This window comes from Armatimonadota bacterium, from assembly GCA_017993055.1.
Lineage (GTDB): Bacteria > Armatimonadota > UBA5829 > DTJY01 > DTJY01 > JAGONM01.
In genome coordinates, this window is sequence record JAGONM010000034.1 from 1 (window position 1) to 25,222 (window position 25,222).

The 25,222-nt window shown below is 62.0% G+C and carries 14 protein-coding genes; all 14 read right to left on the reverse strand.

The annotated features are described in order from the left end of the window. A partial coding sequence (locus KBC96_12165) for a PQQ-binding-like beta-propeller repeat protein (protein ID MBP6965150.1) occupies positions 1 to 5,592 on the reverse strand: 5,592 nt, incomplete at its 3' end. Positions 5,593 to 5,629: 37 nt separating this feature from the next. After that, positions 5,630 to 9,670 carry a PQQ-binding-like beta-propeller repeat protein gene (locus KBC96_12170; GenBank protein MBP6965151.1) on the reverse strand — a complete coding sequence of 1,347 codons (4,041 nt, stop codon included), beginning with the start codon at positions 9,668 to 9,670 and terminating at the stop codon, positions 5,630 to 5,632. Positions 9,671 to 9,721: 51 nt separating this feature from the next. Further along, positions 9,722 to 12,331, reverse strand: a complete 2,610-nt coding sequence (locus KBC96_12175) for a hypothetical protein (GenBank protein ID MBP6965152.1) — start codon at positions 12,329 to 12,331, stop codon at positions 9,722 to 9,724. 50 nt (positions 12,332 to 12,381) lie between these two features. Beyond that, entirely contained in the window at positions 12,382 to 14,190 is a 1,809-nt protein-coding gene (locus tag KBC96_12180) for a prepilin-type N-terminal cleavage/methylation domain-containing protein (protein ID MBP6965153.1), read from the reverse strand. Between the two features lie 18 nt (positions 14,191 to 14,208). Continuing rightward, the gene (locus KBC96_12185; GenBank protein ID MBP6965154.1) at positions 14,209 to 16,008 is read right to left on the reverse strand and encodes a prepilin-type N-terminal cleavage/methylation domain-containing protein; all 1,800 of its coding nucleotides are present in this window, start codon (positions 16,006 to 16,008) and stop codon (positions 14,209 to 14,211) included. 169 nt (positions 16,009 to 16,177) lie between these two features. Then, positions 16,178 to 16,960 (reverse strand): type II secretion system protein, encoded by a 783-nt coding sequence (locus KBC96_12190; protein MBP6965155.1) that lies wholly within the window; start codon positions 16,958 to 16,960, stop codon positions 16,178 to 16,180. Between the two features lie 64 nt (positions 16,961 to 17,024). Continuing rightward, the gene (locus KBC96_12195; GenBank protein MBP6965156.1) at positions 17,025 to 17,864 is read right to left on the reverse strand and encodes a prepilin peptidase; all 840 of its coding nucleotides are present in this window, start codon (positions 17,862 to 17,864) and stop codon (positions 17,025 to 17,027) included. 27 nt (positions 17,865 to 17,891) lie between these two features. Continuing rightward, positions 17,892 to 19,118 (reverse strand): type II secretion system F family protein, encoded by a 1,227-nt coding sequence (locus KBC96_12200; GenBank protein ID MBP6965157.1) that lies wholly within the window; start codon positions 19,116 to 19,118, stop codon positions 17,892 to 17,894. A 42-nt stretch (positions 19,119 to 19,160) separates the two neighbouring features. After that, positions 19,161 to 20,258 (reverse strand): type IV pilus twitching motility protein PilT, encoded by a 1,098-nt coding sequence (locus KBC96_12205; protein MBP6965158.1) that lies wholly within the window; start codon positions 20,256 to 20,258, stop codon positions 19,161 to 19,163. 127 nt (positions 20,259 to 20,385) lie between these two features. Next, the gene (gene tadA / locus KBC96_12210) at positions 20,386 to 22,182 is read right to left on the reverse strand and encodes a Flp pilus assembly complex ATPase component TadA (protein ID MBP6965159.1); all 1,797 of its coding nucleotides are present in this window, start codon (positions 22,180 to 22,182) and stop codon (positions 20,386 to 20,388) included. Positions 22,183 to 22,274: 92 nt separating this feature from the next. Next, positions 22,275 to 23,159 (reverse strand): shikimate dehydrogenase, encoded by an 885-nt coding sequence (locus KBC96_12215; GenBank protein MBP6965160.1) that lies wholly within the window; start codon positions 23,157 to 23,159, stop codon positions 22,275 to 22,277. A gap of 1 nt (position 23,160) precedes the next feature. Next, positions 23,161 to 23,751: a YqeG family HAD IIIA-type phosphatase gene (locus tag KBC96_12220; protein MBP6965161.1), complete on the reverse strand. Its 591-nt coding sequence runs from the start codon at positions 23,749 to 23,751 to the stop codon at positions 23,161 to 23,163. Beyond that, positions 23,744 to 24,742: an endolytic transglycosylase MltG gene (mltG, locus tag KBC96_12225; GenBank protein MBP6965162.1), complete on the reverse strand. Its 999-nt coding sequence runs from the start codon at positions 24,740 to 24,742 to the stop codon at positions 23,744 to 23,746. Before mltG ends, KBC96_12220 begins: the two co-directional genes overlap by 8 nt. After that, positions 24,729 to 25,178, reverse strand: coding sequence for a Holliday junction resolvase RuvX (ruvX, locus tag KBC96_12230; GenBank protein MBP6965163.1), 450 nt, complete (start codon positions 25,176 to 25,178; stop codon positions 24,729 to 24,731). Before ruvX ends, mltG begins: the two co-directional genes overlap by 14 nt. Between the last annotated feature and the right edge of the window lie 44 nt (positions 25,179 to 25,222).

The following is a 25,222-nucleotide window of genomic DNA, read 5'->3' on the forward strand; positions in this document are numbered from 1 at the left end:
CCGCATGAGCACCTCATCCTTCCCGTCGGGCCGGTCCTCAATATCCAGGTCCGCGGTCCAACGGCTCGAGACGTCCAGGTCAGGATTGTAGCGGCTGAGATAGATGTCGGTACTCTTGTGATATTGAGAGTACGCTGAGTAGACTACATCCAGCACCTGCTTCGGGTTGCCGCTCCTCGTGTAGGCCGTTCTGGCGATGATGGACGGCTCCGCAGCCGAGACGAGACCGCGCGGGAGCGAGAGCCTGGCATCGTTCGACCAGGAGTCCCGCTCGCCCACCTGATACAGGTTCCGATCATAGGGGCTCATGTTGTAGTATATGCGCCACTCATTGTTGTTCCCGCCGTACCAGAAACTCCACAGCGTCGGGCCGCCGATGTTGGCGTAGACGCCGCGTACCCCGTACTTCGGCATCGTCCAGTCCTTGGTCGTCGAGTACGCCTGTCCGATTGGATCACCGTTCGGGTCGAGCGGCCAGTAGAAGACCCTGTGCTGCTGAGCCTTGGTATCCGTCACCGGGTTGTGCCGGAACGCCTCTCCACCGAAGAACAGCCATGCCTGACCGTTCGCCGGATTGCGGGCGATAGAAGGGCTGTTGAACTTGGCCGAGTTGCGCTGCACCTGCCCCGGTCCCGCGTCAAAGAACGTGGCGAGGTCGCCGGGGGCCGGTATCGGAGTGTCACCGGTCGGCGACCACCACTGCGTGTAGCCGGGTTGGGCGAGCGCCCAGGAGTTGTTGTCGAGCCTCATCGAGGACTTGTACAGGTACCAGGGATCGCCGGGCGCCGGAGCGTTGCCCGCGCCGCCGCCGCCGCCCGTCACCGAACCTCGACGGGAACTCGACCAGTACATGTGCAGGCTGTAGTCGGGACCCATATACACGGCGGGCGAGACGTCGCCGACCGAGAAACTAGGATCCGGCAGATCAACCTGAGGGAGCGCACCCGGCATGAAACCGTCCGTCATGCGGTTCTCAGTGACAGTCAGCTTCACCTGCATCAGCGGGTTGCCGACGGCCTCCCCGGGGTCGTACACGCCGCTGTTGTTGGCATCCTCGAAGAGCGTGATCGAACGAGAGTACGTGCCAGTAGGCGTACCGACCGGTACGGCGACGCTGAAGAACGGCAGAGGCGGCGGCTCCAGGGGAGCGAAGCCGGCCGTCGTGTAGAGCCGCTTCGGCATGTCCGGCAGACGAAGCACAGTCGGCGACTCACCCACCCTCGGCTTGTGGAACGTGCGCGACGTCAGACCCATGATCGGAGGAAGATTCGTCAGGGCGGCGGTCAGGAACCGGTTGTCCAGCGCGCTCGTGATCGCCGCGGCAGGCACGTATGCCCCGTAGGACACGAGGTTGTTTCCGCTAGGGTAAATGCTGCCCTCCGCCGTGTCGCTGAACAGGTCGAAGTTGTACGACGGACCGGCCGACGGATTGACTCTCTTGGCCATCTTGAGGTTCAGCATGTTGACGTTGCCCTGGTTGTACGCGGTAAACGTCTTGAACCAGGGATCGAACACCCCGGGAGTATCCGAGCCACCGAGACGAAGCTTAGCGTTGTCGCCGAGCGTCGGCAGGAACAGATTGGGCGACACTCCGCCGGACTCGGTCAAGCCGAAGCCGTGAGGGACCGCGCCGATGTCGTATGTCTTCTCACCGACCTCGACCCGATAGTCCGCCGGCACGTGCGCCTGCGCGTAGAACTCGCGGTACGCCTCGGACCTCGCGCCGCTCACGCTCTGCTGAACGAGTTGCGAAGAGCCGAGCTGACCCGAGCGGTTCAGGCGTCCGTCCCCGTTGGAGTCTATGAACGTGTACACCCTGCCCGTGTAACCCGATGCTCGCAGTGAGTCCACCGTAGCGGGCATGATGAACGGCATGTTCGGCGGCTGGAACCTCGGCACGGCGATCACCTGACCCACCGGGTTCTGACCGACCGGCCAGGGGTCGTCGGTGGCGGGAACGGTGAGAGCGCCTCCGAATCGAATCTCCACGTCCTCCTGCGTCGGATCGAGGCGGCTCTCCGCCATCGCGTAGCTCAACTGGCGCGAGCGGATGTCAGGATAGTCGAGGCTGCCGTTCGGCCCGACGAGAGGAGGCAGGGGCTTCTCCCAAGGCAGTGCAGTGCTGATCCCGTTGCTGCGCCAGATCTGCGCGTCGCCGCCCTGCCAGTCGAGATCGCTGCGCTCTATCCTGAAGCGCGAGATGTTGTTTCCCGTGAGGCTCAGGAGGCTGCGGTCGCAGGCAACGAACCTGCGCTCGTCGGAGTTGGTACCGTGCGCAACTACGCCCGACCGCAGCCACGGCATGATCTGACGGCGGTTTCCGTTGTCGTGCACCACGGAGCCGAAGTTACTGGCATCGCGGGTAGTCGCGGCGCTCGAGTTCACGCCCACATACCAGGGCCCGTCGAGCCCGCTCGGGTCCACGCATATCAGGGCGAGCGGGTTGTTGATCGAGACGCGCTGAGGAAGGTACTTGGTGCGGTCGTATATCGTGCCGAGTACCGGGTCCTGAGTCGTCGGAATCGGGTGCTCCGGCGCGACACACTCGGCCGCCTTGCCGCCCCGGTTGACGCTGTCGGACTTGGTGCTGGGCAGTTCCTGCACGCTGAGTGTAATCCGGCTTCCCGGCGATTGAGTGTTGCTACTCGAAGACGTGCCGAGCACATACGCGTACTTCGTGAAAAAGACCGGTCTTCCCGCCGCTGAGTCCCATATCGAACCCTTGTCGGTCATCGTAAGCGTGGTAGACTGATCGCTCTGGTCTCCCGGGCCGCGGCTCCTGATCGAGAGCCTCAGCGTGCTGTCGGTGGACGCGACGAACTTGCTGCCTCGACTGCCGGCGCCGCTCGACAACCATTTAGTCTCGTCATCGGTCGAGTCGGGATCGTTGGGGTCCAGGCAGTTCCACGCGATGACGTATGCCGTCTCGCCCCATTCGTAGTAGTACGGCGCATTGTGGCTGTGCCCGGGCTGGTGGCCGGGATTGTAGTCCTTTTCCGCGCGAGCGAGCTTGTGAAGATCACCGTCGGGGATAGTGACCCCGTCCTTGATAGAGTCGTACTGCTCCTTCGCGAAGATATCCAACTCGACGACCGACTGGACGTCGCTGTCGGAGTTCTCGGGAGTCGGCGGCCCGTCGGGCAGCTGTTGGTAGTTCCACTCCTCGAATCCGTCGGCACCGCTGCCCGCGCGCGTCGAGAACGCCCATGTGACGCCGGACATGTCGCCGACGTACATCCTGCCCTCCGCCAGCGCAGGCGACGAGGTCACCGCCCCCAGCAGAGCGTGAGACCAGTGCTTGTTGCCGGTCCGAAGGTCAATGCCGTGCAGGTAGCCGCTCTGGCTTCCGACGAAGGCCATCGGAATGTTCTCGCCCGGGATCATCGCCCCGGCAGGGCTCGAGTAGATCGGATTCCCGAGATCGGGGAACTCCGTCCACTTCGCATGGCCGTCGGCCGGGTCGAGTGCGAGCAGGGCGCCGTCCGACGAGCCTATCGCCAGCGTGCCGATGCTGTCGAATATGAGCGGCGAGGAGTAGAGGAAAGACCCCCTCGCCTCTTCCCCCGCATCAGGGTAAATCCACTGAAGAGCGCCGGTCGCCTTCGACAGACAGATCACGCGCCCGACGTAGGTGTCGTCGGTGACAAACATCGGCGGGATGTTCGCATCACTGCCGACGCCGACGTACAGGCTGCTCCCGCGCACGGCGATCGTGCTGGACACCTCGCCGAGAACTTGGAAGTTGCCGTCGGAGTCCGGCACGGTCTTGCTCGGGTAAACCCAGTTCTCGATGCCGGTCGCCGCGCTGACAGAGTAGACGTGCCCGTCAGTCGAACCTATGAAGATCGAGCTGCCGTCGAGGGTCGGCGACGCGTATATGGCGCCGATCGGGTTGGCATCCAGCGTGGGGTAGACCCAGACCGGGTCGGGATCGCCGACTTTGAAGCACCAGAGCCTCCCGCCGGTACCACCGATGTAGATTCTGGAGCCGTCGCTGCTGAGTGCCGGAGAGGACCAGTCGAACGATCCGAGCCCGGACAGCACGACCTTGACGGCGTCTGCGGCAACATAGCGAGTGGTCGTTCCTCCGGCCACGCTGCTCACGTTCGAGAGCTTGACCGTCGTGTTGCCCGCGCCCGTTCCTGACGCGCCCACGTCATAAGTGCCAAGAAGTATCCAGCGGCCGCCACTCCTCTGGTCGCCGGTCGCGGCATAGTCGGTCCCGCCCACCGATATGGTGTACCGCGCATCCGGCACCTGCGGCTCGGTCTGGCTCGAGGGCGGCACCCAGGCGTAGAAAGAGTACTTGCCCTGCATGCCGATATCGAAGCTCCATGCGGCGAAGGTCTCGCTCCCGGAAGAGGTCACGGCCGTCGTCCGCAGGAAGTCGTCGCCCTGGCGTCCGGAACCCAGGATGGGTGTCCAGCTAGCGGGCGCGGTCGGCTCATCGAGGTAGCCGGGGCCCTGCCAGACGATACGAGCGCTATCCTGCACGCTACCAGGAACCGTCGTAAGAACGTAGATCTGGCCGTCGAGCGCGGGGCAGTACGCGACCTCTGCGTTGTTGTATGTGCCGATGAGCGGCGAGGAAGAGAAACCACCAGCCACCCAGTTGTCCGTGTTGAACGGGAAGACCCATTTCTGCAGGCCGCGCTCGTCTGCGCCGCCCGTGGTGAGATCATCCTCGGCCGCTATGCCGTAGACCGCGCCGACCCGCACCGAGCCCGACTGTATGGTGGACGACTCGTAGAGGACGTTGCCGTCTTCATCCCGCACGACATTGCCCCACTCATCCACCATCGGCGACGTCGCGTTGACGATCGGCAACCGGCGGTTCTCCAGAATGGAGGTCACAACCAGGTCATTTCGTCGGTCTGCGGGATCCTCCGTCCCTGGAGCGAACGCCGGCGAACCGATCACGGCGCCGAGGTCCTGCTCAAGCATGACGGCGTCCGCGACGACGATACCGTTCGCGCCGGACGTGGTCAGTTCAACGACTACATACTGATCGTCGCGGACCATGAACGGGCTCGACGAGAGGATGACCCAGTTGCCGCCGGATGTCTGGTCTATACGAAACGATGCCGAGGAGTCCTCCGTCCCGCTGTCGTTCATGATCCTGACACGGTAGAGCGCGTTGGTCGCATGCTTCGGTTGGGACGCGCCGGTATGTGAGGGGAACCAGACGTAGACGTAGTACGCCACCGTCTGCGACCTCTGGGTAGTGAGAGGGAAGGTCCAGGTCGCCGTGCCGGAATCCGAGGCCAATGAGTAGAGGAAGTTGCCGCCATAGGCGTTGGGCGACACGACCGAATCCGCGGGGACCCATGTGCCCACCGCATTGAAGTTCGCCTCGTTCTTCCCGCTCGGAGGATAGTCGTTGTCCACCGGCTCGACATCAGGCTCGGGATACGGGAACACCCAGATCGGCACCGGCCGGGAAGACAGCAAGGCGTTGGTATCGGACAAACCCGTCCGGGCCACGTCGTGCCGATACATCGGCCATTTCGTGGCACCCTGGGCCAGAACGGTCCCCAAAGCCGCGAAGACCAGTATGGAAATCAGCGCACAGGCCAATACTCTAGGTTTCATATCTGTATACCTCGAACCGACAGGATGCCCGACCGGGCTACTGGAGCAGCCGCTCGGCGCTGGACGGCTGCTCGAGCGGATAGCTGCCCTTCCCGACGTCTACGCCGGCGCCCGGCCACACTATCTTCGAGAAATCGGCAAGTAGTTCGAACACCTCTCCCTGGGCGGCAAACGACTTCCGGACGGTCCCAAGGCTCGGCGCCCCGTTTGTGACGAGAACGTTGCCGCTCGGTAGCAGTTGGGCGGAAGATATCACCAGCGGCTTCTCAGGGTGATTTCGGGCAAGGTGGATCCGCGGATTGGGGTGCCCGAGGCTCCCTGGGTTGACCGTCTGCAGGTTCGCGTTGTAGAAGTGCGTGACGTACAGCCCGTTCGCGTCGCCGATGACATCCACGAACATCCCGCCGGCCTTGAACTCCCGCGAGAAGAAGGTCGGATTGACCAGCCGCGTCAAACCCTGAGTACCGTCAGGCGTCTCGACGAAGCGCCTCACGCCGCTGTTCGCAATCCGCCCGGTGGCATCATCAATCGTGACGATGGCCCCGCCGGTCGTCTCCAGCCTGGAGGACTCGGGAACATAGTTGTCCACGACACAAATCACTTCGGTGCCGGTGCCGTCCGGCTTCGGGTACCTTCGCGCGCTGACGTACCTGTAGCGCTTGCCCTGCTCGAGGGTATGCGTCGCCCAGCGCAGTTCCTGGCGGCTGTAGCGGCCGGTAGAGGGGTCGTATGTCGCCTCCACCTCGACCACCCGGTAGTTCCCGCTGTCCGCGATCAGGAACCGGTATGCCGTCGAACCGGCGACCGGACCCGCGACCGGCCAGACCCACGCGTCGGTCGGCGTGCTGAGCCTCAAGGGCGAACCGGGAGGCAGAACCCCCAGCGGATCTCTGAACTCGGAGACCTCGCACAGGACGTTGCCTGCGCGGTCTATCATGGCGACCCGGTTGTTCCCCGTGTCTGCGAACAGGATGTTGCTCGATCCCGCGCGACGCGCTACCGACGGTCGGTTGATAGGCGTCTTGGTCGCTCCGAAGACCGGGGTCGCCGTCGCATCGAGCCGCGTGACGGAGAACGAAGTGGTGCTGTCGCACGACCAAACCACCCGGCCGGAGGAATCCATCTCGAGCAGTCGGCGGTTGTCGGCCACCAGAGTGAGCGCGTTGTGCAGGACGGCGATGCCTTCGGCGGAACTGACCACAATCGAGCCGTGCGCGCCGGCGACCGTCGAGAGTATCGGCTGGCCGCCGCCGAGAGCAGGCTGATCCGGATCCGGCCACAACCAGTGGATGCCGTCGTTCACGGGCACTACCGCGTGCCGATCGGTCGTCTGGGATATGCGCTGGACGTTGACAGCGTGCAGGCGGCCCGCCGCGGTCCCGAAGTACAATATGTTGCCCATCAGCATGGGGGAGGAAGTGATCGTAGCGCCGTCAATCTTGAGCGCCCAGGCCAGGTTGTTCCAGGAATCGTCGAACTGGGGCGTAGTCGTGAACGCCGGATGAATCTGCTCGATGCGAGTGCCGGGCCCGGAGCCTTCGGTCGGCGGGTAGAACCGCACGATCAGGTCCTGCGACGCGCTCAGCGGATCGAGGAAGTTCTCGATCGTGATGCGGCCCGCATCGTAGTCAACCTTGAAGGCGACGCGCCGACGGGAGGTGTCCGTGCCTTCCGCCGCTCCGCTGACGGCCCTCGGCTCACTGCCCGGGTTCATGCTGTCGTACTGCAGAACCTCGACCGGCCGTCTCGAGTCTATGGGGCCGCCTACGCTGATCCGGAATGTGGGATCGGCATCGAACGCGAGGATATACGCCGTGCCCCCGGCATTGACCGCGAAGTAGGCCATGTCGTTCCCTACCGCGGCCGACCCGACGGCCACGGCGCTGCCGCCGAGCAGACTCCTCGGGCCCGGATCGCCCATGTACCAGCGCCACTTGGTCGTGAGCCCCCAGCCGTCCTCCATGACCGCGTAGAACGAGCCGTTCTCGGTCGCGTAGTACAGCGTGTCGTTCGGCGCGATAGCCGGAGTGTCGGTCACGCCGAGTCCCGGAGGACTCGTGCCGGTGGTCGCCACGTTCTTGACGTCTATACGCTGGCGGTAGTTCGGCGGGTAGGCCGTGTTGCTCGAATCAATCTCGTAATCGGCGATCACGGAAGAACCGCTCGGCACGTTAGTCGTCAGCACGAACGTTCCGGGCTGTTTGACGGTCACGCTCGCATCGGCCACTTCGACCAAGGTCCCGTCCGGCTGGCTGATGTAGAGTTGGAACGTGGACGGGTCGCTCTTGACGGCCATCGTCTGATATCGGCGTACGCGGTACTCGTTCGCGCCAGTCGCTCGAGTGAGCACCTCGTTGAAGACCCTTATCGGGAAGCTGTAGACGCATCCGTTCACGCTGCCGACCCGACCGCGCGCCGCCATGTAGACCAACTGGTCCACCGACCCGGTGATCGGGTTTCGGAAGTACCCGACCGCCGGAGCGGTCAGCGTCGGCGGGAGGTTGAGCGGACTCGCGGGCCACTTCCACTGCGTGTTGTCGAGCAGGTTCTTCCCGCGAAGGCATCCGAGAGCGTCCCCGGCATAGACCACTCCGTCGAAGTAGGTCGGGGCGGGAATGCCGATAATCCCGTTCGCGGGGTTGTCAGCGGCGTATCCGTCCACGGTCATGATCGGGTTGCTGCCGGTGAGAGGCGCCCCCGTCGCCGCATTGAAAGCCAGTATGCCTCCGCCCTGATTCGCCACGAAGACAGCGGGCAGCGCGGCCCCACCGCCGACCGGCACGTATGCGGCCGTCGGCGAGGATGACGGCCCCCCGCAGTTCGCTTCCCATATCCTGTCGTAAGGTGCGCCGCTCGCGTAGTCCGGCAGACCATCGTCAGGGTTGCCGTCGCCATCCACGTCCTGAGCGGGAGACAGATCAAACGCCCGCAGAACGCCGCGACCGTCCACGTAGAAGACCATGTCGTTCAGGATCGCGGGCGACGAACCGGTGGGGATATTTCCGCCGCCGTCGTAGTACCACTTGAGGGCGAGAGGAGCCCCGACCTCATCATAGGAGAAGCCGCTCCGGCGCGCGTTCTTGTGGAAAGTGGTGTGCTCGCCACCCCAGGAGGCGATATTCACCGCCATCTTGAGGTCCTCGGCCGGAGCAACTGCGACCCGTTCGGTCGGGCAGTAAGTTCCGTTCCGGACCGTCGCGCCGCCGTAGTCAAAGGTCGAGGCGAACGCACTTATCGCGTAGCCGACGTTCTCAGCGCACGCAACCACATGTCCGCTGCCGTACTGAGCCGCGGCAACGACCGGCGCCGAGGTATTCGCGTTAACGCCGATGATCGTCTGGAAGTACCGGTCTCCACCGGCAGAGAACGCGACGGTCCTGGCACCGACCAGATACATACCCGACCCATTCAGCTCGCTCGCGCTGGTGCCGAGCTTCGTCATCTCATCCCAAGAGAGAGTGTACGGACGCCGCGCCAGGGGGTGCATCGGATTGGGCGCGCCGGCCCATGCCGCGCCGCCACCGCTGCTGAAGGCGAAGTCGCAGGTGAAGAAGTTCCTCAGACCGCCCACACCTCCGGGCGCACTCTCGATCCAGAGCACGCCGCCCGAATCCACCAGTTTGCGGAGTTTCTCCCTCTGCAGGCGACCTAGATCGTACGTGCCGGATAGAGCCACGAAGAGAACGTCGAACTGGGACAGCTCGGCAACGCCGGCGTCAATCTTGACTTCCCAGTAGCATCCCATCTCCTTCGTGATGCCGTCGCCCTCGGCATAGGGCGGACCGCCAGCGCCGGCCCATCGCGCCATGATCTCGCCGGTCACGCGGGAGGACGCGAGCGGATTCACAAACTCCCAACCCTGCGGCTTGAGATCCATCCTGTTGTTCAGAACGTGGAAGACATAAGGAGCCGCGGGGCGCACCGTATAGAGTCCGCCTGCGTCCGGGAAGATCAGGACGCCCGCCTTGATCTCCTTGCGCTGGCTCGCGTATGTAAAACTGGCGCAGTCGGCAAAGCCCGCCGCAAAGACGGTCAGAAGAATCGCGAGTATCAGAAAGCTTAGTGTCCGGTTGCTCATAGTTAACCACCCCGGCTCAGCCGGAAATCCCGGCGAGAGTCACTCGTCTGGCTAGGTCGGCCGTCCGATGTAGATCGTCTGCGGGCTGACAGGGAGCCTCGGCGCGATCGGCAGCGGCCTGCGGAACTCATCTCGCCTGAGCGCGTCGGTCGTACCCGGGAACAACGGATGCGAGAGCAGTTCGTCATACACGATGGTCAGCCCCTTGCGCCTCTCGTCGTTCGGCGTATTCGGGTCGAGCGGCGGACGATAGGCCTCGGTCAGCTCGCCCGAACTGCCGTGCTCGATGGGAATCCATCCCCACTTGCCCATCCATGCGCTGGAATCGCCCACGGAGGCAGCCAAGTTCTCGCTGATCGCTCCGGAGATGACGATGCGGACATCCGGCGGCTGGCCGTAGAAAGGCCAGCGGCTATCCGTCGGGCCGTCTGGAAGGCGACGAACCATGTTCGGGGCGTCAGCTCGGTTACCTCTCAGATCCTCGGGGTCGGGATTGACCCACTCGCCCGGGATCACGAAGAACGACTTGTTCTGCGCGTACATCATCGCCTCGACGCGAACATCCATCGGCTGGACGATAGCCCGCGAGACATAGTAGTCCTGAGCGCCGGAAGGAAGCCTCAGGCTCTGGTCCAGCTGGAAGCCTATCCGGTTCTCGACTCCGGGTAGGACTCTGAAATCATACTCCCCGGCGGAAATCGGCCAGAGACCGAACACCTGGTGCTCCCAGCTCTCATACTGCTGGCTCGAAAACTTGGCAGGCCACGCCGCCGCATCACCCAGAGGGTAGATGTATCGCATCGGAACGCTCGCCGCCCATCCCGCGAGGTTGAACTGATAGAAGGAGTAGTAAGGCGACCCGCTCAACTGCGCGTCGGTCGGCGGCCAGTTGACCAGCATGTTCATGTAGGTCGCGCCGCCCGGCGCGGCGGTATGCCGGACCAGCAGTTCGACGCGCCGATTGTACGCGGCGGGATGCTCTCCGAACGCGAAAGTGAACCAGAAGGACGAGGTAGGCGACACATCGAAGAACCCCGATCCCGGACCGGGATACGGGACCTCCTTCATCGGGCCGAAGAACTGCGTGGTGTTCACGCAAACGTAGTCCTCGGCGAGCAGGGCCGCCGAACAATCGGGGGCGATCTCACCGGTCTGCGGATTGCGGTATTTCAGGATGTTCCCGTCCACGTATATCGTCCCGCCGGATACGACCGTCATCTGCTTCCCGGGAGCGAGCATCCCCTTGATACGGATGTTGCCCTCCGCGAAAAGAACGCCGTTCTTCGGATACGGCATCGTCATCTGCTCGCCGGTCTCGGACATCGGGGCGCCGTTCCTGTCGAGCCAGATGTACCTGTCACGCTCGTTCCTCGTGATCAAGATGTCGGGACCGTCTATGACGCCGTCACCGTCCCTGTCGGCTCCATCGGAATCATACGGCAGCAGCACGACGGTTATGCCGGGAGGATCGTAGTACGGGCCGTGCCAGTATTGAGACTCCCCGGGCTGCGTCCAGTCGGAGCGCAGGGTGTATCCGACGCTCTCTTCCTGAATGTCGCGAGTGTTGTCAATGTATATTCCGTCGCCCCATCCGTAGTAGCCGGTGTTGTACCAGTTGCCCTGAGGGTCACGACGCCACTCGCCGGAGTTGCGGGTGAGCTCGCGATAGCGGCTCAGCCTTCCGCTGACACCGACCGCGTCGAGGTTCGGCGGCTCGAGGCGGGTGATCTCCCTCGGCCGGCCGAGCGCATCCTCGCCGGGATTCCCGTCGCGATACCAGCCGATCTCGGGATCGGCGGGGTTCACGGGAGCGGTAGTTACTCCCGGGGCCGTGTTGAAGTCCGCCAGCACGCTTTCCAGGGCCGGCTCGCCGTTGACATAGACCTCGCCAGGGCTTCCGTTGGCGGAGTCCTCATGTCGGATGTCGCCGGCAACTTCGACGCCCTGCCCCCTCGCCGGATCGAGCCAGATGAGGTTGCGGCCCTGCCAGATGAGATCGCCGTTCACGCGGATCGGCGCGCCGAGGACGTGGTTCGCGCCTTGCTCGCCGAAGGACGTTACGAACTCCGGGACGCCGAGAGTGGTAGCCGCCGGGCGTCGGTCTTTGTTCGTAACGAAACGGGCGTAGTCTGTTATCGCTATCGGCTTGTAAGCGACGAGTTCCTTCCGAAGCCGAATCGGCTGCCTGTTCTGGAAGGTCGTCGGATCGTTAGGATCGACAACCCCCATTCGCCCGATGGATTCCACCTTGATGAACTTAGACATCGGGTCACCCGGCCTCGGATCGTACGTGATCCGCAGGAGGAAGCGGCCCTTGCCGTAGGAATAGCGACTGAATCCCTCCATGAGCCACGTATAGTCCGGGTCGTCCGTGCTGGGCCGCTGCGAGGCGTTGGAAGCGGGGCCACCGTTCTTCTCGATCACAACCGCCGGGTAATCAGGCACGGGACGCCAATCGGCGCCTTCCTCACTGTAGGTGAGCTGGTGGTCAGCATATCGGATGCCTGCCTCGGCCAGGTACTGCACGCTGAGGACCTCTCCGCTCCTCTGCGCCCTGAGGATGTTACGACCGACGATGCCGATGAAGAGCCCGCCTATGAAGACGAGCAGAAACATGACGGAGAGCGCAAGTATCAGCGACTGCCCCGCCTGACTTCGCAATACCGACGCCAGCCTTGTCCGCGGCCCTTGAATCCGTGTGTGCATATCCATCACTCGGCTATGTTCCTCAGTGTGACCTTGTTGGTAAGCTGCACGACCTGCGGCTTGCCGGTGATCGGGTCGTAGATGCGTATACCCATCATGACCGTCATCAGGCTCTTGGTCACGTAGCTCGCACGCAGGCTGTCGCCCTTCTTGTTGTTCTGCACCTCGTAGTAGACGAGGACGTTATTCGTGCCGCCGGGAAGTTCCATGCCGGAGCCCGGCTGGTGCGTCTGGTACGAATGGAAGAACAGACATGCCAGACCCGGCTTGTCGAGGGGCGCGCCGGACGAGTCAACCGCCTGGTAGTTCACATCGAGTTGATACTGATTGAGTCCCGGTTCATAGAGATAGCTCGGGATGCGCTGATACCTCGTCGCGCGGCCGTAGTTGGCACCGGGAGACGCATCCGGGGCGACGACCCGCTCCGAACCGGGCACGACCGTTGCGTTGGCGATCGGCGCGAGCCCGACGTCCGGGTCGTTGATCCACAGGGACCGGTAGCGGTCCTTGTAGCTCGTGAACGCCTCGTATCGGGCGTTGATGTCGTCCGTACCGGCGACCATGCTGACCGCCATCCGTCCCATCGAACTGCTTGCATCAAGATCCACGACAGGGAACGAGAAGTTGACCGCGCCCTTCGTATCATCAATCGTGAACGCCACATCCGGCCTCTGATTGGGGAAGCGCCCTACCCCGTACGGCCGACCGGGATAGTTCGCCCTCGGGTCGGTCTTCGTGTAGATGTAATCGGTTATGTCGAATATCACGCTGCCGCCGGGATCGCGCAGGACGCAGGCCTGGCCGGGCTTTCTCTCGGCCTTGAAAGTAACCGTACCGCCGTTTGGAAGCTTGCGGAAGAGCGTCACCTCAATCGGGGTCGTCCATTGTCCGTAACTCGCCTTGTATACCGTCGGCAGCAGATCGCCGTGCTCGGGGTCATCGCCGGATTCGACGGTCGGCACCAGGGGATCGTTGTAGATGGCGGTCGGCATGAACTTGACCGTGGGCGTGACTATCGGGCTACCGCCGACCCCGTACTTCGCCTCACCGTTCTCCATCTCCTGAACGATCAGATCGGTGTGTTCGAGCGTAACCATGGGACGGCTGATCTTCCTCCAGGCGGCGCTGTGCGGCCCGTAGAAGAAGTTCGGATCGCTAAGATTGGCGCCGGCGTCGTCGGAGTTGCCGAACAGGTTGTCGTCGTAGGGGCTGAACTCCACCCGATACAGAACGAACATGTTGTCCTCACCGGTTGCGAACCTGTTCGTGTAGCCGTTGGAGTAGGGCTTGCTCGGGTCGCGCAGGCCGATGAAATACCGCACGATATACTTGTCCGCGGCGAGCGGCTGGGCGGGACGAAGCTGAAGTGGAGCCCCACAGACCGGGCAGAGCGGCGTCGCCTCGTCGAGTTCCGGATGCCCGGGATCGTGACGGGCGAAGTCCCTCGGGTCGCCGTCCGAATGGATCGAGGACGGGGCGGTGCAATATGCACGGATGCGCGGCAGGACGATGTCTACCTTGGCATATAGCACCGGGACAGGAACAACGTTCCCGGCGGCGTCGGGCATGGGGAAGTTGATCGGCTGATTCGTATTGTCGTACACGAACATCGCGTCGGCGAGGTCGCGGCTGACCTGCTCGAGCGCGAATCGGGCGTTGTCCTGCGCGCGCACCATGATCTCGGCGCTGCGTGTAAAGCCGAAGGTGCGGATGACCGGGCCGAACACAAGCCCCAGGATCAGGATGGTCAGCGCGAGGACCACCATGATCTCGACCAGCGTGAACCCGTTTCTATTGTTCGTGGTGTATCTCATAGTTATCAAACCGTACGATCAGTCCTGAAGGCGCATAAGGTAGGTCTGCAAGTCCACCGATCGCCACCGGCCCGCGTTGAATCCGCGGCCGCCTTCGCGCCAGATGACCCTGGTACCGACCGATACGCCGTTCACGCGGGTGATGCCCAGGATCTGAACGTCGCCCACGGACACGTTTCGCAGCTTGGCGATACGCTCCCTCGGCTCGATATAGCACGTGCCCTGAAACCCCGTCGCCTCGGAGGTCCTGTAGGTATCGCCCTCGACGGTGAAGACCTCAGCGTTCCCGGCGATGCGGTACGTGTAGTCGAGGGCGACGCTCATACCCGAGTAGCAGCGCGCGAAGTATATCTTATCGCTGAAGTACTCGACCCCGCCGGCGTCCGAGGTCGGCCCGTACCATTCGCGGTGGTCGAGCGGCGACGACGAGCCGGCGCTGAAGTTGTAGCTCCTGCGATACGACTCGAAGGCCTTGAAGACCTGCAGAGCCCAGTCGCCCTCGGCGCGGTAGTATATACGGAAAGTCCGGCCGGCCAAACTCGGATGGAACCTGACGATACCGTCCTTGTAGTTGACGATCATCGCCCACTGGCCGGACCCCATGGAAGACTCCTCGTTGAACCATTCGCCGGTCTGTATGTCAATCGCGAGGATGCTAAAATCAAGCCCGGGAGCAAGCCCGGTGTACCGACTGCCGTCAAACTCGACGGTGGCTGTCTCGCTCGAGGGAGCCGCGCCAGGCACCGCGGCGTTCTTGATGAAGCGGAGAGTCAGCTTGACGCCGAGATCCGCCTCGCTCAGGACGGTGTCGGGTATCTTTCGGTCCTCGCGAATGATATGCCAGTCGAGAACGTTGTAGTCTATGTAGGCGGTCAGCGGCACCCTGCCCCACTCCGTGAACTCCTCGTAGCCGTAGCCAGCCGGGTTGAAGCCGACCACGCCCCGCAAAGTGTCGAGCACCTTGTACTGGTAGGGGTTGTCCGGATCCCAAGCCGCCGAGGCGTCTATCTGCATGAAACTTCGGTGTAGAGTGTCGCTTCCGTTGTCTATGAACATGTACCCGGTTTCGTTCTTGACCGGCGAAGGCGAAGCGGCATTGCCATTCGGTATCTCCACGTTGGCAGCGTCCCTGGGAATGAAGACCCTGGCGCTGAGAACCGGCCGCAGTTCGGGACGGCCGCTGACCTGGCTCCAGTAGGAATAGCTGATGACGAACTCCCGGTCGTAGTTGGTCGGGCGGACGTGCAGCACGGCGTTGTTGTAGTCAACCGCGTATTCCGAAGAGCTTCTGACAGTCCTGGGGGACTCCGGCACGGAGCGTCGGCGCATCGGTCCACTGCGAACAGTAATCGAAGTGGTGCCCGCCCACTCGATCGGGCTGAAGTTCACGACGTACATGGACACATCGCCCCACAGGGGCGTAGTCATCGGTGCAGGTATCCTGGTGGACTCGGCATATATGCGCCGGAACTTGTTCACGTCCGAGTAGTAGCGGGAGTCCGGCGGAGATGACATGCCGGAGAGGCCCGGCAGCTCGCCGAGGTCCTCCGGGTTCACGTCAATCAACACTCCACCGTTCACTATATCCCAGCCAAGAATGCCCGCGGGAAGGTTGGATGTCGAGCCCTTGAGCCGCTCTAGTTCGGCCTGGGCCAGCCGGTTTGCGAGGGTGACGTTCTCACTCTGCTTTACGACGAGGAAACCTGGGGGGAACATCCTCACGATCACGAGTATACCGACTACGAACACGGCGAGGGCGGCCAATACCTCGACCAGGGACATACCACGATTATCCGAGATGTGCGTCCGCAGCCTCATAGACTTCTCCAACAGAGCAGTTGCAGGAATGGAACGCGCCCGATCGCAACGTTCCTACGTTTTCGACTATCCGGAGCCGGGAAATGTTCCTTGCATAGAAGCCAAAACGAGGCAACTGCCGAGCCTGCGGCGGGCAGTTGCCTCAGGGACGTATGAAGTTATGCGGGGATCACGGCTTTGCGTTCACCCACACCACGCTCCAGTTCAGGGTTCGCAAGTCGTTGTCGTAGAGCTTTGCCGAAGGCATCGGCTGCACGTGACCGTCGAGGAACAGCACGAGGTCCATGCTGCCCGACCTGACCTCCGCGTTCTTGTACTCCCTATGGTAGCCACACCATGTGACGACGGTATCCTCAGGCGGCGATTTCCACCTGAGCTGGCGCATGAAGTCCGGGAATACCTTGGCGAACTGAGCCGCAGTCTGGTTGCCCGGCGGATCGAGCCAGGCCGTCGAGTAGTGGGCCTCCCACTGCCGACTGTTGCGCATGTTCTGCACATCGTAGGTGCTGAAAGGATACACCTGATATGCCGGATTCGCCGTCCCACGCAAGCCGGGAACCCTACCCTTGAGCGGATCGGCGATGGTCATCATGCGCGTGTACTCGGTCATCATCCCGTTCTTGACAGCCATCGGGCAGTAGAGTATCTGCTCAGACTTGATGTACTCGGGATAGAGCGAGACCGCTCGCCCTCCGTCTACGCCGGGTATGTCCTTGATGTCAACCCCGGCCGCGGGAGACGGGCCCGCAATGAAGTCGGGATACCTGCCCTCGTTCTGCTGGAACATCTTGAGCGCGGTCCAGACCTGGTGCATGTTGCTGGTACAGCTCGTCTTCTTAGCGTTGTTCCTCGAAGACGCGATCACGGGAAACAGGAATGCGGCCAGCACCCCGATGATAGCGATAACCGTTAGAAGTTCGATGACGGTGAAGCCGTTTCGTCTCTTAAGCATTGCTGGTACCTCCATTGTCGAGACGGAATGGGCCGTTTGCGACCCATGAGTCATATCGGACGGGTCAGGACAACCCGACGTAGTTTCTCCACATTCCAACCAGTTCCGCGCCGTAGAAGAGCGCTATCAACGCCCCGGCGACCATCATCGGTCCGAACGGCACGTAGTCCTTGCGGGTCTTCTTGCCGACAACTATCAGCCCGATCCCGATCACACTCCCCAGCGCGACGGCCAGGAAGAAGGACAACAGCGCCGGACCGAGCGCCAGGTTAGCACCTATCGCGGCCGCCAACTTGATGTCTCCGCCGCCGAGGGCCTCCTTCTTGAACACGTAGTAGCTCAGTACTGCTATCGCCAGGAATATCCCGCCGCTCACGGCCATCCCTACGACCGACTGCAGCATCGGCAGGCCGTTCTCGAGTCCCGGTACAGCCAGACGCACCGGCTCGTAGCCTTCCCTCCGAAGCGCCAGCCCGATAACCTCGTGGACAATGCCTACCGCTATGCCGAAAACACTGAGCTGGTCCGGTATGATCCAGTGGTCAAGATCAATGAACAGTATCGCGATCAGCGATGCCCCGAACAGCGCAAACGCCACGAACCGAAGCAAGTCGTAGCCGAAAGCGTTGTACAGCACCGCAAAGTAGACCGCCGTTATCAACTCGACGGTGAAGTAACGCCAACTGACCTTAGCCCCACAGTACCGACACTTGCACCGCTGCGCCAGGAAACTGAAGAAGGGCACCAGGTCCCATGCCCGGAGCAGAGTACCGCAGCTCGGGCAGTGAGAGCCCGGCTTGACGATTGACTCGTCCCTGGGCAGCCGCCAGATAAGGACATTCAGGAAACTACCGACTACCGCGCCGTAGATGAACGCTATTGTGATTCCGAGCCATTCCGGCATTGACGAGTCCGATCTTCCCAGGCTCCGCTATCCCGCATTCGTGAGGTTCGTGATGACCGCAAGCATCGGCATGAACATCGCCACGACGATGAATCCGACAGCGCCACCCAGGAAGACGATCATGAGAGGCTCAATGGCGGACGTCAGGCTCTGCAGGGCAACGTCAACTTCGGACTCGTAGAAGTCCGCGATCTTTCCGAGCATCTGATCGAGCGCGCCCGACTCCTCGCCGATATTGATCATCTGTACTACCATCGGCGGGAAGAGCTTGCTCTTCTGAAGCGGGTCGCCGATCCGGTCGCCCTCACGAATCCTTGTCCTCGCCTCCAGGATGGCGTCACCGATGACGTCGTTCGCGACAGTGCCGGCGACCGTCTCCATCGCCTGCAAGATCGGCACGCCGCTGACCAGCAGAGTGCCCAGCGTCCTCGAGAACCGGGCAAGACATATTTTGTGGTTCAGTTTCCCAAAGACCGGAGCCTTGAGCTTGAACCAGTCGAATGACCGCCGGCCCACTTTCGTCTTGACGAACATTCGGAAAGCAGTGACGAAGACGATCAGAATCAGAATCATGAAATACCACTTGCTGGTAAGGAAGTGGCTGAAGTTCATGAGCATCAGCGTCATGGCCGGCATCTCAGTATCCTTCATCCCGAGTTCTTTGAACAGGTCCATGAACTTGGGCAGAATGACCGTGACCAGACCTATGACGATGACCAAGGCGACTATCATGACGATCACGGGATAGGTCATCGCGCCCTTGACTTTGCGGCGGAGTTCCATATCCTTTTCGAGGAATGTGGACAGCCTGTGCAGGCTTTCCTCAAGCGCGCCGCCAACCTCACCGGCCCGGATCAGACCGATGAACAGGTTACTGAAGACGTTGGGGTACTTCGCCATCGCCTTGGAGAGCGTCTGACCGGCCTGCACTTCCTGCTCGATGTCCTGAATAACCCTTCGGAGTTTTGCGCTCTGGGTCTGCTCGCTGAGAACGTTCAGGCATCTGACCAGTGACACGCCCGCGTCAACCATGGTCGAGAACTGGCGGCAGAATATGGACAGGTCGGTCAGTTTGACGCGTCCGAAGCCGCCGCCTGCCGATTTCGGCCGGGCCGACTTGACCTGTTGGATCTTCATGACCATGTAGCCCTGCTCCTGGAGCTTTCGCGCCAGTGCAGCCTCGCTCTCGGCATCGGAACTGCCCTGCCTCAGAGCGCCGGTCGTGTCCTTAAATGTGTACGCGAAACTCGGCATCGAGATCACCTCCGGCCCGGAGTCCTGCCCGGGCATTCTGCGCTAGGCGTTGCCGCTCGGTCTGGCGCCCGCGCGACTGACGCCCCCAGTGGAAACCATCGTCTTGAACTCCTCCGGGTTCATCGCACGAGAGAGCGCCTCGTCGTAGCTGACCATGCCTCTCTGATAGAGATCTCGCAGGCTCTGGTCCATCGTCTGCATGCCCAGGGCCGCGCTCGTCTGAATCGCGGACGTGATCTGATGCGCTTTGGCCTCGCGGATCAAGTTGCGGATTGCAGGCGAAGCAGTCATGATTTCCATCGCGCAGATGCGGCCCGGCGTGCCCGCTCTCGGCAGCAGCGTCTGGCAAAGTACCGCCTCGAGGTTGTTCGACAGCATGAAGCGAATCTGTTCCTGCTGTTCCGGCGGAAAGACGTCCACCATGCGGTCCACGGTCTGCGGAGCGTTGTTGGTATGCAGGGTGGCAAAGACCAGGTGGCCCGTTTCCGCGCAGGTGATGGCGGTCGAGATAGTCTCCAGGTCGCGCATCTCACCCACCAGGATCACATCCGGATCCTCGCGCAGAGCGGCTCTCAGCGAGTTCGAGAACGACTTGGTGTCCAATCCCAGCTCGCGCTGGTTGATGACGCTCATCTTGTGCTGATGCAGATACTCGATCGGGTCCTCGATGGTAATGATGTGATGCGCCACCTCGCTGTTGATCTGGTTGATCATCGCGGCCAGCGTGGTGGACTTGCCGGAACCTGTGGGACCGGTGACCAGTATCAACCCTCTGGGCTTCCTGGTCAGGTCCTCGAGAATCGGCGGGAGGCCGAGTTCGCGGATCGTGGGTATCCTGGTGGGAATGACTCTGAACGCGACCGCAACGTTGCCCTTGTCGCGGAAGATATTGACGCGGAATCGAGAGAGTTTGGCAATCGAGTATGAGAAGTCGAGTTCCAGGGCTGACTCGAAACGCTGAATCTGCTCGTCCGTGAGAATGTCATAGGCCAGTCTCTGGCTGTCTCGCGGCGTCAGCTTGTCGTAGTTAGTCTGTATCAGCTTGCCGTCAATGCGAAGCACCGGCGGAACACCGACTGCAAGATGCAGGTCTGACGCGCCCCTCTCTACTATCAGCCTGAGCAGATCATCCACATGGATCTCGTCCAGTGGGAGCGTTTTCGCCGTCGGACGCGGCGGCATCTGAGTGGTTACCATTCCTTCCTGCAAAACACACCTCCGGATGTGCGCGACTCAAGGACAGCGCCGAGGCTCAGCATGAGCCGGCTCAGTGCTGTCCGGCAGTGAAGACTACCTTCCTGACCTCTTCGGAGGTGGTGACCCCGGTGAGCACCTTCTCGAGACCATCCTCGCGAAGCTCGGTCATGCCGTTGGCCTTGGCCGCCTCGCGGATATCCGCAAGCGGCGCCCGGCGCACTATCAACTCGGCTATTTCATCGTTCATCGTCATCAACTCGTGGATTCCGGTACGTCCCTTGTACCCGGTGTGCCTGCATACCTCGCAACCGCGGCCTCTCGCCAGAGTAACCATCTCGTCCTTATCCTTTGGTTGGTAGCCGAGAACCCTCAGATCGGTTGCAGGAGTCTGGTACTCCTCCTTGCAGTTGGAGCAGACTTTTCGGGCGAGCCTCTGGGCACAGACGCCGATGACCGTGGCCGAGATCAGGTAAGGCTCCACGCCCATATCCACCATTCGGATGACCGCGGACGGCGCATTGTTCGTGTGCAGAGTGGACAGCACGAGGTGGCCTGTGAGCGATGCCTCGACCGCGATCTCGGCGGTCTCAAGGTCTCTCATTTCACCGACCATGATGATATCGGGGTCCTGCCTCAGGAACGATCGAAGGGCGGTGCCGAAAGTCAGCCCCGCCTTGACGTTGACCTGCACCTGCGAGATACCGTTCAACTGGTACTCGACCGGATCCTCGACCGTGATGATATTCTTGTCCACGGAGTTGATCTTGTGCAGTACTGAGTATTGGGTGGTGGTCTTTCCGCTACCTGTCGGGCCGGTGGACAGGACCATTCCGTTAGGCTGGACTATGAGTTCTTCGAGTCTCGCAAGCGTCGCGGGATTGAAGCCGAGCTTGCTCATGCCGATCATGACGCTCGACTTGTCGAGGATTCGGCATACGATCTTCTCTCCGTAGACGGTCGGCAGGCAGCTCACGCGAAGGTCGTAGTCTTTGCCGTCCTTTCGGACGCCGATGCGGCCGTCTTGAGGGACACGCCGTTCGGCGATGTTCATGTCGGCCATGATCTTGAACCGGGAGATCAGCGGGGCCTGGATATACTTCGGGACTGTCATCTCTTCGTGCAGCACGCCGTCAACACGGTATCGCACGCGGACGTGCCGCCTGTCGGGTTCGACGTGAATATCGCTGGCACCCATTCCGACGGCCTGCTGGATCACAACATTCGCGACCTTGATGATCGGGGCTTCTTCGGCAACCTTCGCCAGCGCGTCGGCATCCTCTTCATCGGCCTCACCGCGAGACTTGTAGGCATCAATGGCGTCCTGCACGCTGGCCATCCCCGTGCCGCCGCCGACGCTGCTGGAAGTTGCCAGCAGACCGGCCAAGCCGCCGGCACCGGGAGCCTCGCTCCCTTCTGATGCCGCATCGCCCCCGTTTCCGGAGTAGTTGCGGTCTATTGCCTCGAGGATCGCGTTCTCGGTTGACAGGACCGGGGTGACCTGAAGGCGGGTGACCGAGCGCAGATCATCCAGCGCCATGATGTTGTTGACGTCCGCCATCGCGACGCTCAACTTGCTGCCGTTCTTGAAGATCGGCATCACCTTGTGCCGCCGGGCTATATTCTCAGGCACGGCTTTGATCGCGTTGGGGTCTATCTTCTGCGTGGTGAGGTCCACGAACGCGATATTCAACTGGCGCGCGCGCGCTTGCACGACCTGTTTCTCATTGGCAAAACCCAGGTCAATGACGATCTGGCCGATCTCCCCCGGAGCCGCCTTCTGGGCCTCTCTGATCTGCTGCAACTGCTCAGGGGTGATCACCTGCGCTTCGACCAGAAGATCCGCGATGTCTTTTCGTACTGTTGCCATCCTACTAACGGCCTCCCCAATCTCCTGCCGCCAAGCCTGCGACTGCCATTCTTGACATTATATCAGCACCGGACCCTCTCCCGCAAGCACCGTCAGCGGCCTGCGGTCATCATCTCGAGCCCGGCCAGGACCGCTTGTTCCATCACGTCAGTCGGCGGCTTTCGGCCGGTCCAAATCTCGAACGATATTGCCCCCTGGTGAACCAACATCCCGACTCCGTTGGCTGTCCGCGCCCCCGCAGTCGCCGCGGCATCCAGAAGGCGGGTTTTCAGAGGATTGTAGATAAGATCGTACACGAAAAGCCGATCGTGCATCCATTCGGACGGGATCGGCTGTTTGTCGGTATCAGGATGCATTCCCACCGAAGTGCAGTTGACCAGCAAATCGGCTTCCGCTATCTCCCGCCGGGCATCAGGACTGTTCAGCGCCACAGCTCGCAGGGATTGGCGGCCTTCGGGCAGAACGCCGTTCAACTCGGAGACCAAATCAACGCCCCTGATCGCGGTACGATTCAGCACGCTGACCATCGCGCCCCTCGCTGCAAGCGCATATGCAACCGCTCTCGCCGAACCTCCGGCCCCCAGAAGTGCGGCACGGCTGCCTTCAGCCGATTTCCCCTCGGCCTCAAGCGCTCTCATGAACCCTTCACCGTCGGTGCTGTATCCCCTCAACTCACCATCCACATTGTGAACGGTGTTCACCGATCCGATTCGATGGGCCTCGTCACTCACGGAGTCCATCAAGCCAACCGCGCGCTCCTTGTGCGGGATCGTCAGGTTTGCTCCGACCATACCGAGCGTCCTGACCGCATCGAGCGCAGCGGGCAAATCTTCGGGACTGATGCTGAACGGAACGTACACACAGTCGAGATTCAGCTCCCGGAACGCCGCGTTCTGCATTCCCGGAGAAAGACTGTGCCGAACCGGATACCCGAAAACGGCGACTACGCTTGTACGTCCGGTCAACGTCCCTGTCAACTCATCGCCTCGATTTACTTTGACTGCCGGGTGCGGCCGATTGTTCCCGTTCCTCAGCGGTCTCAGCCAAACTATTAGACGACTTCGCCAGCGCTTTCAGGATCAGCCGCTCAAAGAAACGGCTGATCCTGGTGCCGAAGAACTCGCGGCGGCCCATAGGCTTCACCAGCACCGTATAGAGACCAAGCCTGTTACCACCTAATATATCGGTAAAAATCTGATCGCCCACTACTGCAGCGCGCTCCACAGGGACCTGGAGGAGTTCGAGCGCGGGCCGAAACGCGCTCCTCAGAGGCTTGAGCCTTCCCTTGACGAACGGCACTCGAAGCTGCTCAGCCAGACGCCTGAGCCTGCCGGGATATCGGGTGTTGGAGACTATGCACATTCGCACGCCCTGCTTCTCGACATCCCGCAACCAGGACACGACCTCCACCGGCACGTCATAGCCGTGCCAGGGAACGAGGGTGTTGTCGAGATCCAGCAAGAGAGCCTCGATGCCGCGCGACTTCAGATCGGCGACGTCCACCGAAACGATCGAGTCGGCAGTGCGGTTCGGGCGGCATATCTCGAGGATGTCCAGCAGCCTACCCACCTCGTTCCCTCCGGGCCTTCTTGATCGCCTGCTGATGTTCGACGAATGTCCGGCTGAATATGTGAGAGCCGTCGGGTCTTGCCACGTAGTAGAGGTAGTCAACCGCGGCGGGATGCAGGGCGGACCTGACGGCATCCAGACCCGGCGACGCGATCGGCCCCGGCGGAAGCCCGTCATTCCGATAGGTGTTGTAGGGCGAATCCACTTCCAGGTCTCCGTAGAAGACGCGCTCCTTGTGCCCTCCGAGGGCGTAGAGTACAGTAGCGTCTATCTCGAGCCGCATCCCTCTCCTCAGGCGATTGTGGATGACCGCGGATATCAGGGCGCGGTCCTTCGGGACCGCCGCCTCGCGCTCGACGAGCGATGCGATGGTGACGCACCGATGGAGGTCCATGCCACTCGATCTGAGGTCGTCCGCGACAGGCCCGACAATCTTCCGGCCGAACGCGTCCAGCATCATCCTGATTATGTCCTCCTCCCGCGCGCCGACAGGCACCAGATATGTGTCGGGGAAGAGGTACCCTTCCAGGTTGTCGCCGGGATGCTGCCAAGAGGTCGGGAACGACCGGCCGGAGTGACTTGCCAACTCGACGAAACGCTCCGCGCGGCCCAACTTCGCCTCATCCAGTCGCTCGCCGATGCGCCGGATTGTGTACCCTTCCGGGATCGTGACCCATCGGGCTGAGACGTCGCCGCGGGCGATCTTACCCAACGCGGACAGAGGCCCGGCGGCAGGGTCAATCTCGTATCCTCCCGGCTTCAGCGAACCGCTTCGACCAGTGACCGCCGCCAGCAGCTTGAAGCCGAATGCGCTGCGGACGGCACGGTGCCGCGCGAGGACCTCGGCGACATGTGAGGCAGACGCTCCCTTGGGGATCATGACTGCGACCTTACCCTTCGGGCCCGTGGCGAGCATTACGAAGGCCAGCCACGCCAGTATCAGCACCACCAGGGCAGCCGCTGCAACGGCAACTCGTCTACTCCTCGTCATCGGCGCGTTCCCTCGGCGCGGAGGACTTCCGCGAATCCATGTAGGTCTGCAGTATGACGGCCGCGGCGTGCATGTCTATGATCTCTCTACGCTTCTCTCGCCTGTGTCCTGTCTCGATCAGCATCCGTTCAGCTTCGGCGGTAGTCAGTCGCTCATCCCAGGTCTCGATCGGAACCCGCATCCGCCTGCGCAACTCGTCCACGAATGCCAGCACTTTCTCAGCCTGAACGCCGGTCTCGCCTGAGAGCATTATCGGTACGCCGACGACTATCCGCTCCACCTCGTGCTGCTCGGCCAACTCGCGCAACCTGCCGATGTCCTTCCGCACGCTATCAGTGCGCTTCAGCACGGTTACGGGATGCGCGCCGAGGCCCAACTCGTCGCTCACCGCAACGCCGATTGTCCTGTCGCCAATATCCAGGCCCATCAACCGCATATATATCTACCGCCTGCACAAACTGGTATATACGCCATGCTTGG

What these genes read in the sequence shown, in the direction of transcription:
- mltG (MBP6965162.1), bottom strand. Translation starts at nt 24,742, where the DNA reads ATGACGAGGAGTAGACGAGTTGCCGTTGCAGCGGCTGCCCTGGTGGTG.
- KBC96_12190 (MBP6965155.1), bottom strand. Translation starts at nt 16,960, where the DNA reads ATGCTTAAGAGACGAAACGGCTTCACCGTCATCGAACTTCTAACGGTT.
- tadA (MBP6965159.1), bottom strand. Translation starts at nt 22,182, where the DNA reads ATGGCAACAGTACGAAAAGACATCGCGGATCTTCTGGTCGAAGCGCAG.
- KBC96_12170 (MBP6965151.1), bottom strand. Translation starts at nt 9,670, where the DNA reads ATGAGCAACCGGACACTAAGCTTTCTGATACTCGCGATTCTTCTGACC.
- KBC96_12180 (MBP6965153.1), bottom strand. Translation starts at nt 14,190, where the DNA reads ATGAGATACACCACGAACAATAGAAACGGGTTCACGCTGGTCGAGATC.
- KBC96_12195 (MBP6965156.1), bottom strand. Translation starts at nt 17,864, where the DNA reads ATGCCGGAATGGCTCGGAATCACAATAGCGTTCATCTACGGCGCGGTA.
- KBC96_12200 (MBP6965157.1), bottom strand. Translation starts at nt 19,118, where the DNA reads ATGCCGAGTTTCGCGTACACATTTAAGGACACGACCGGCGCTCTGAGG.
- ruvX (MBP6965163.1), bottom strand. Translation starts at nt 25,178, where the DNA reads ATGCGGTTGATGGGCCTGGATATTGGCGACAGGACAATCGGCGTTGCG.
- KBC96_12185 (MBP6965154.1), bottom strand. Translation starts at nt 16,008, where the DNA reads ATGAGGCTGCGGACGCACATCTCGGATAATCGTGGTATGTCCCTGGTC.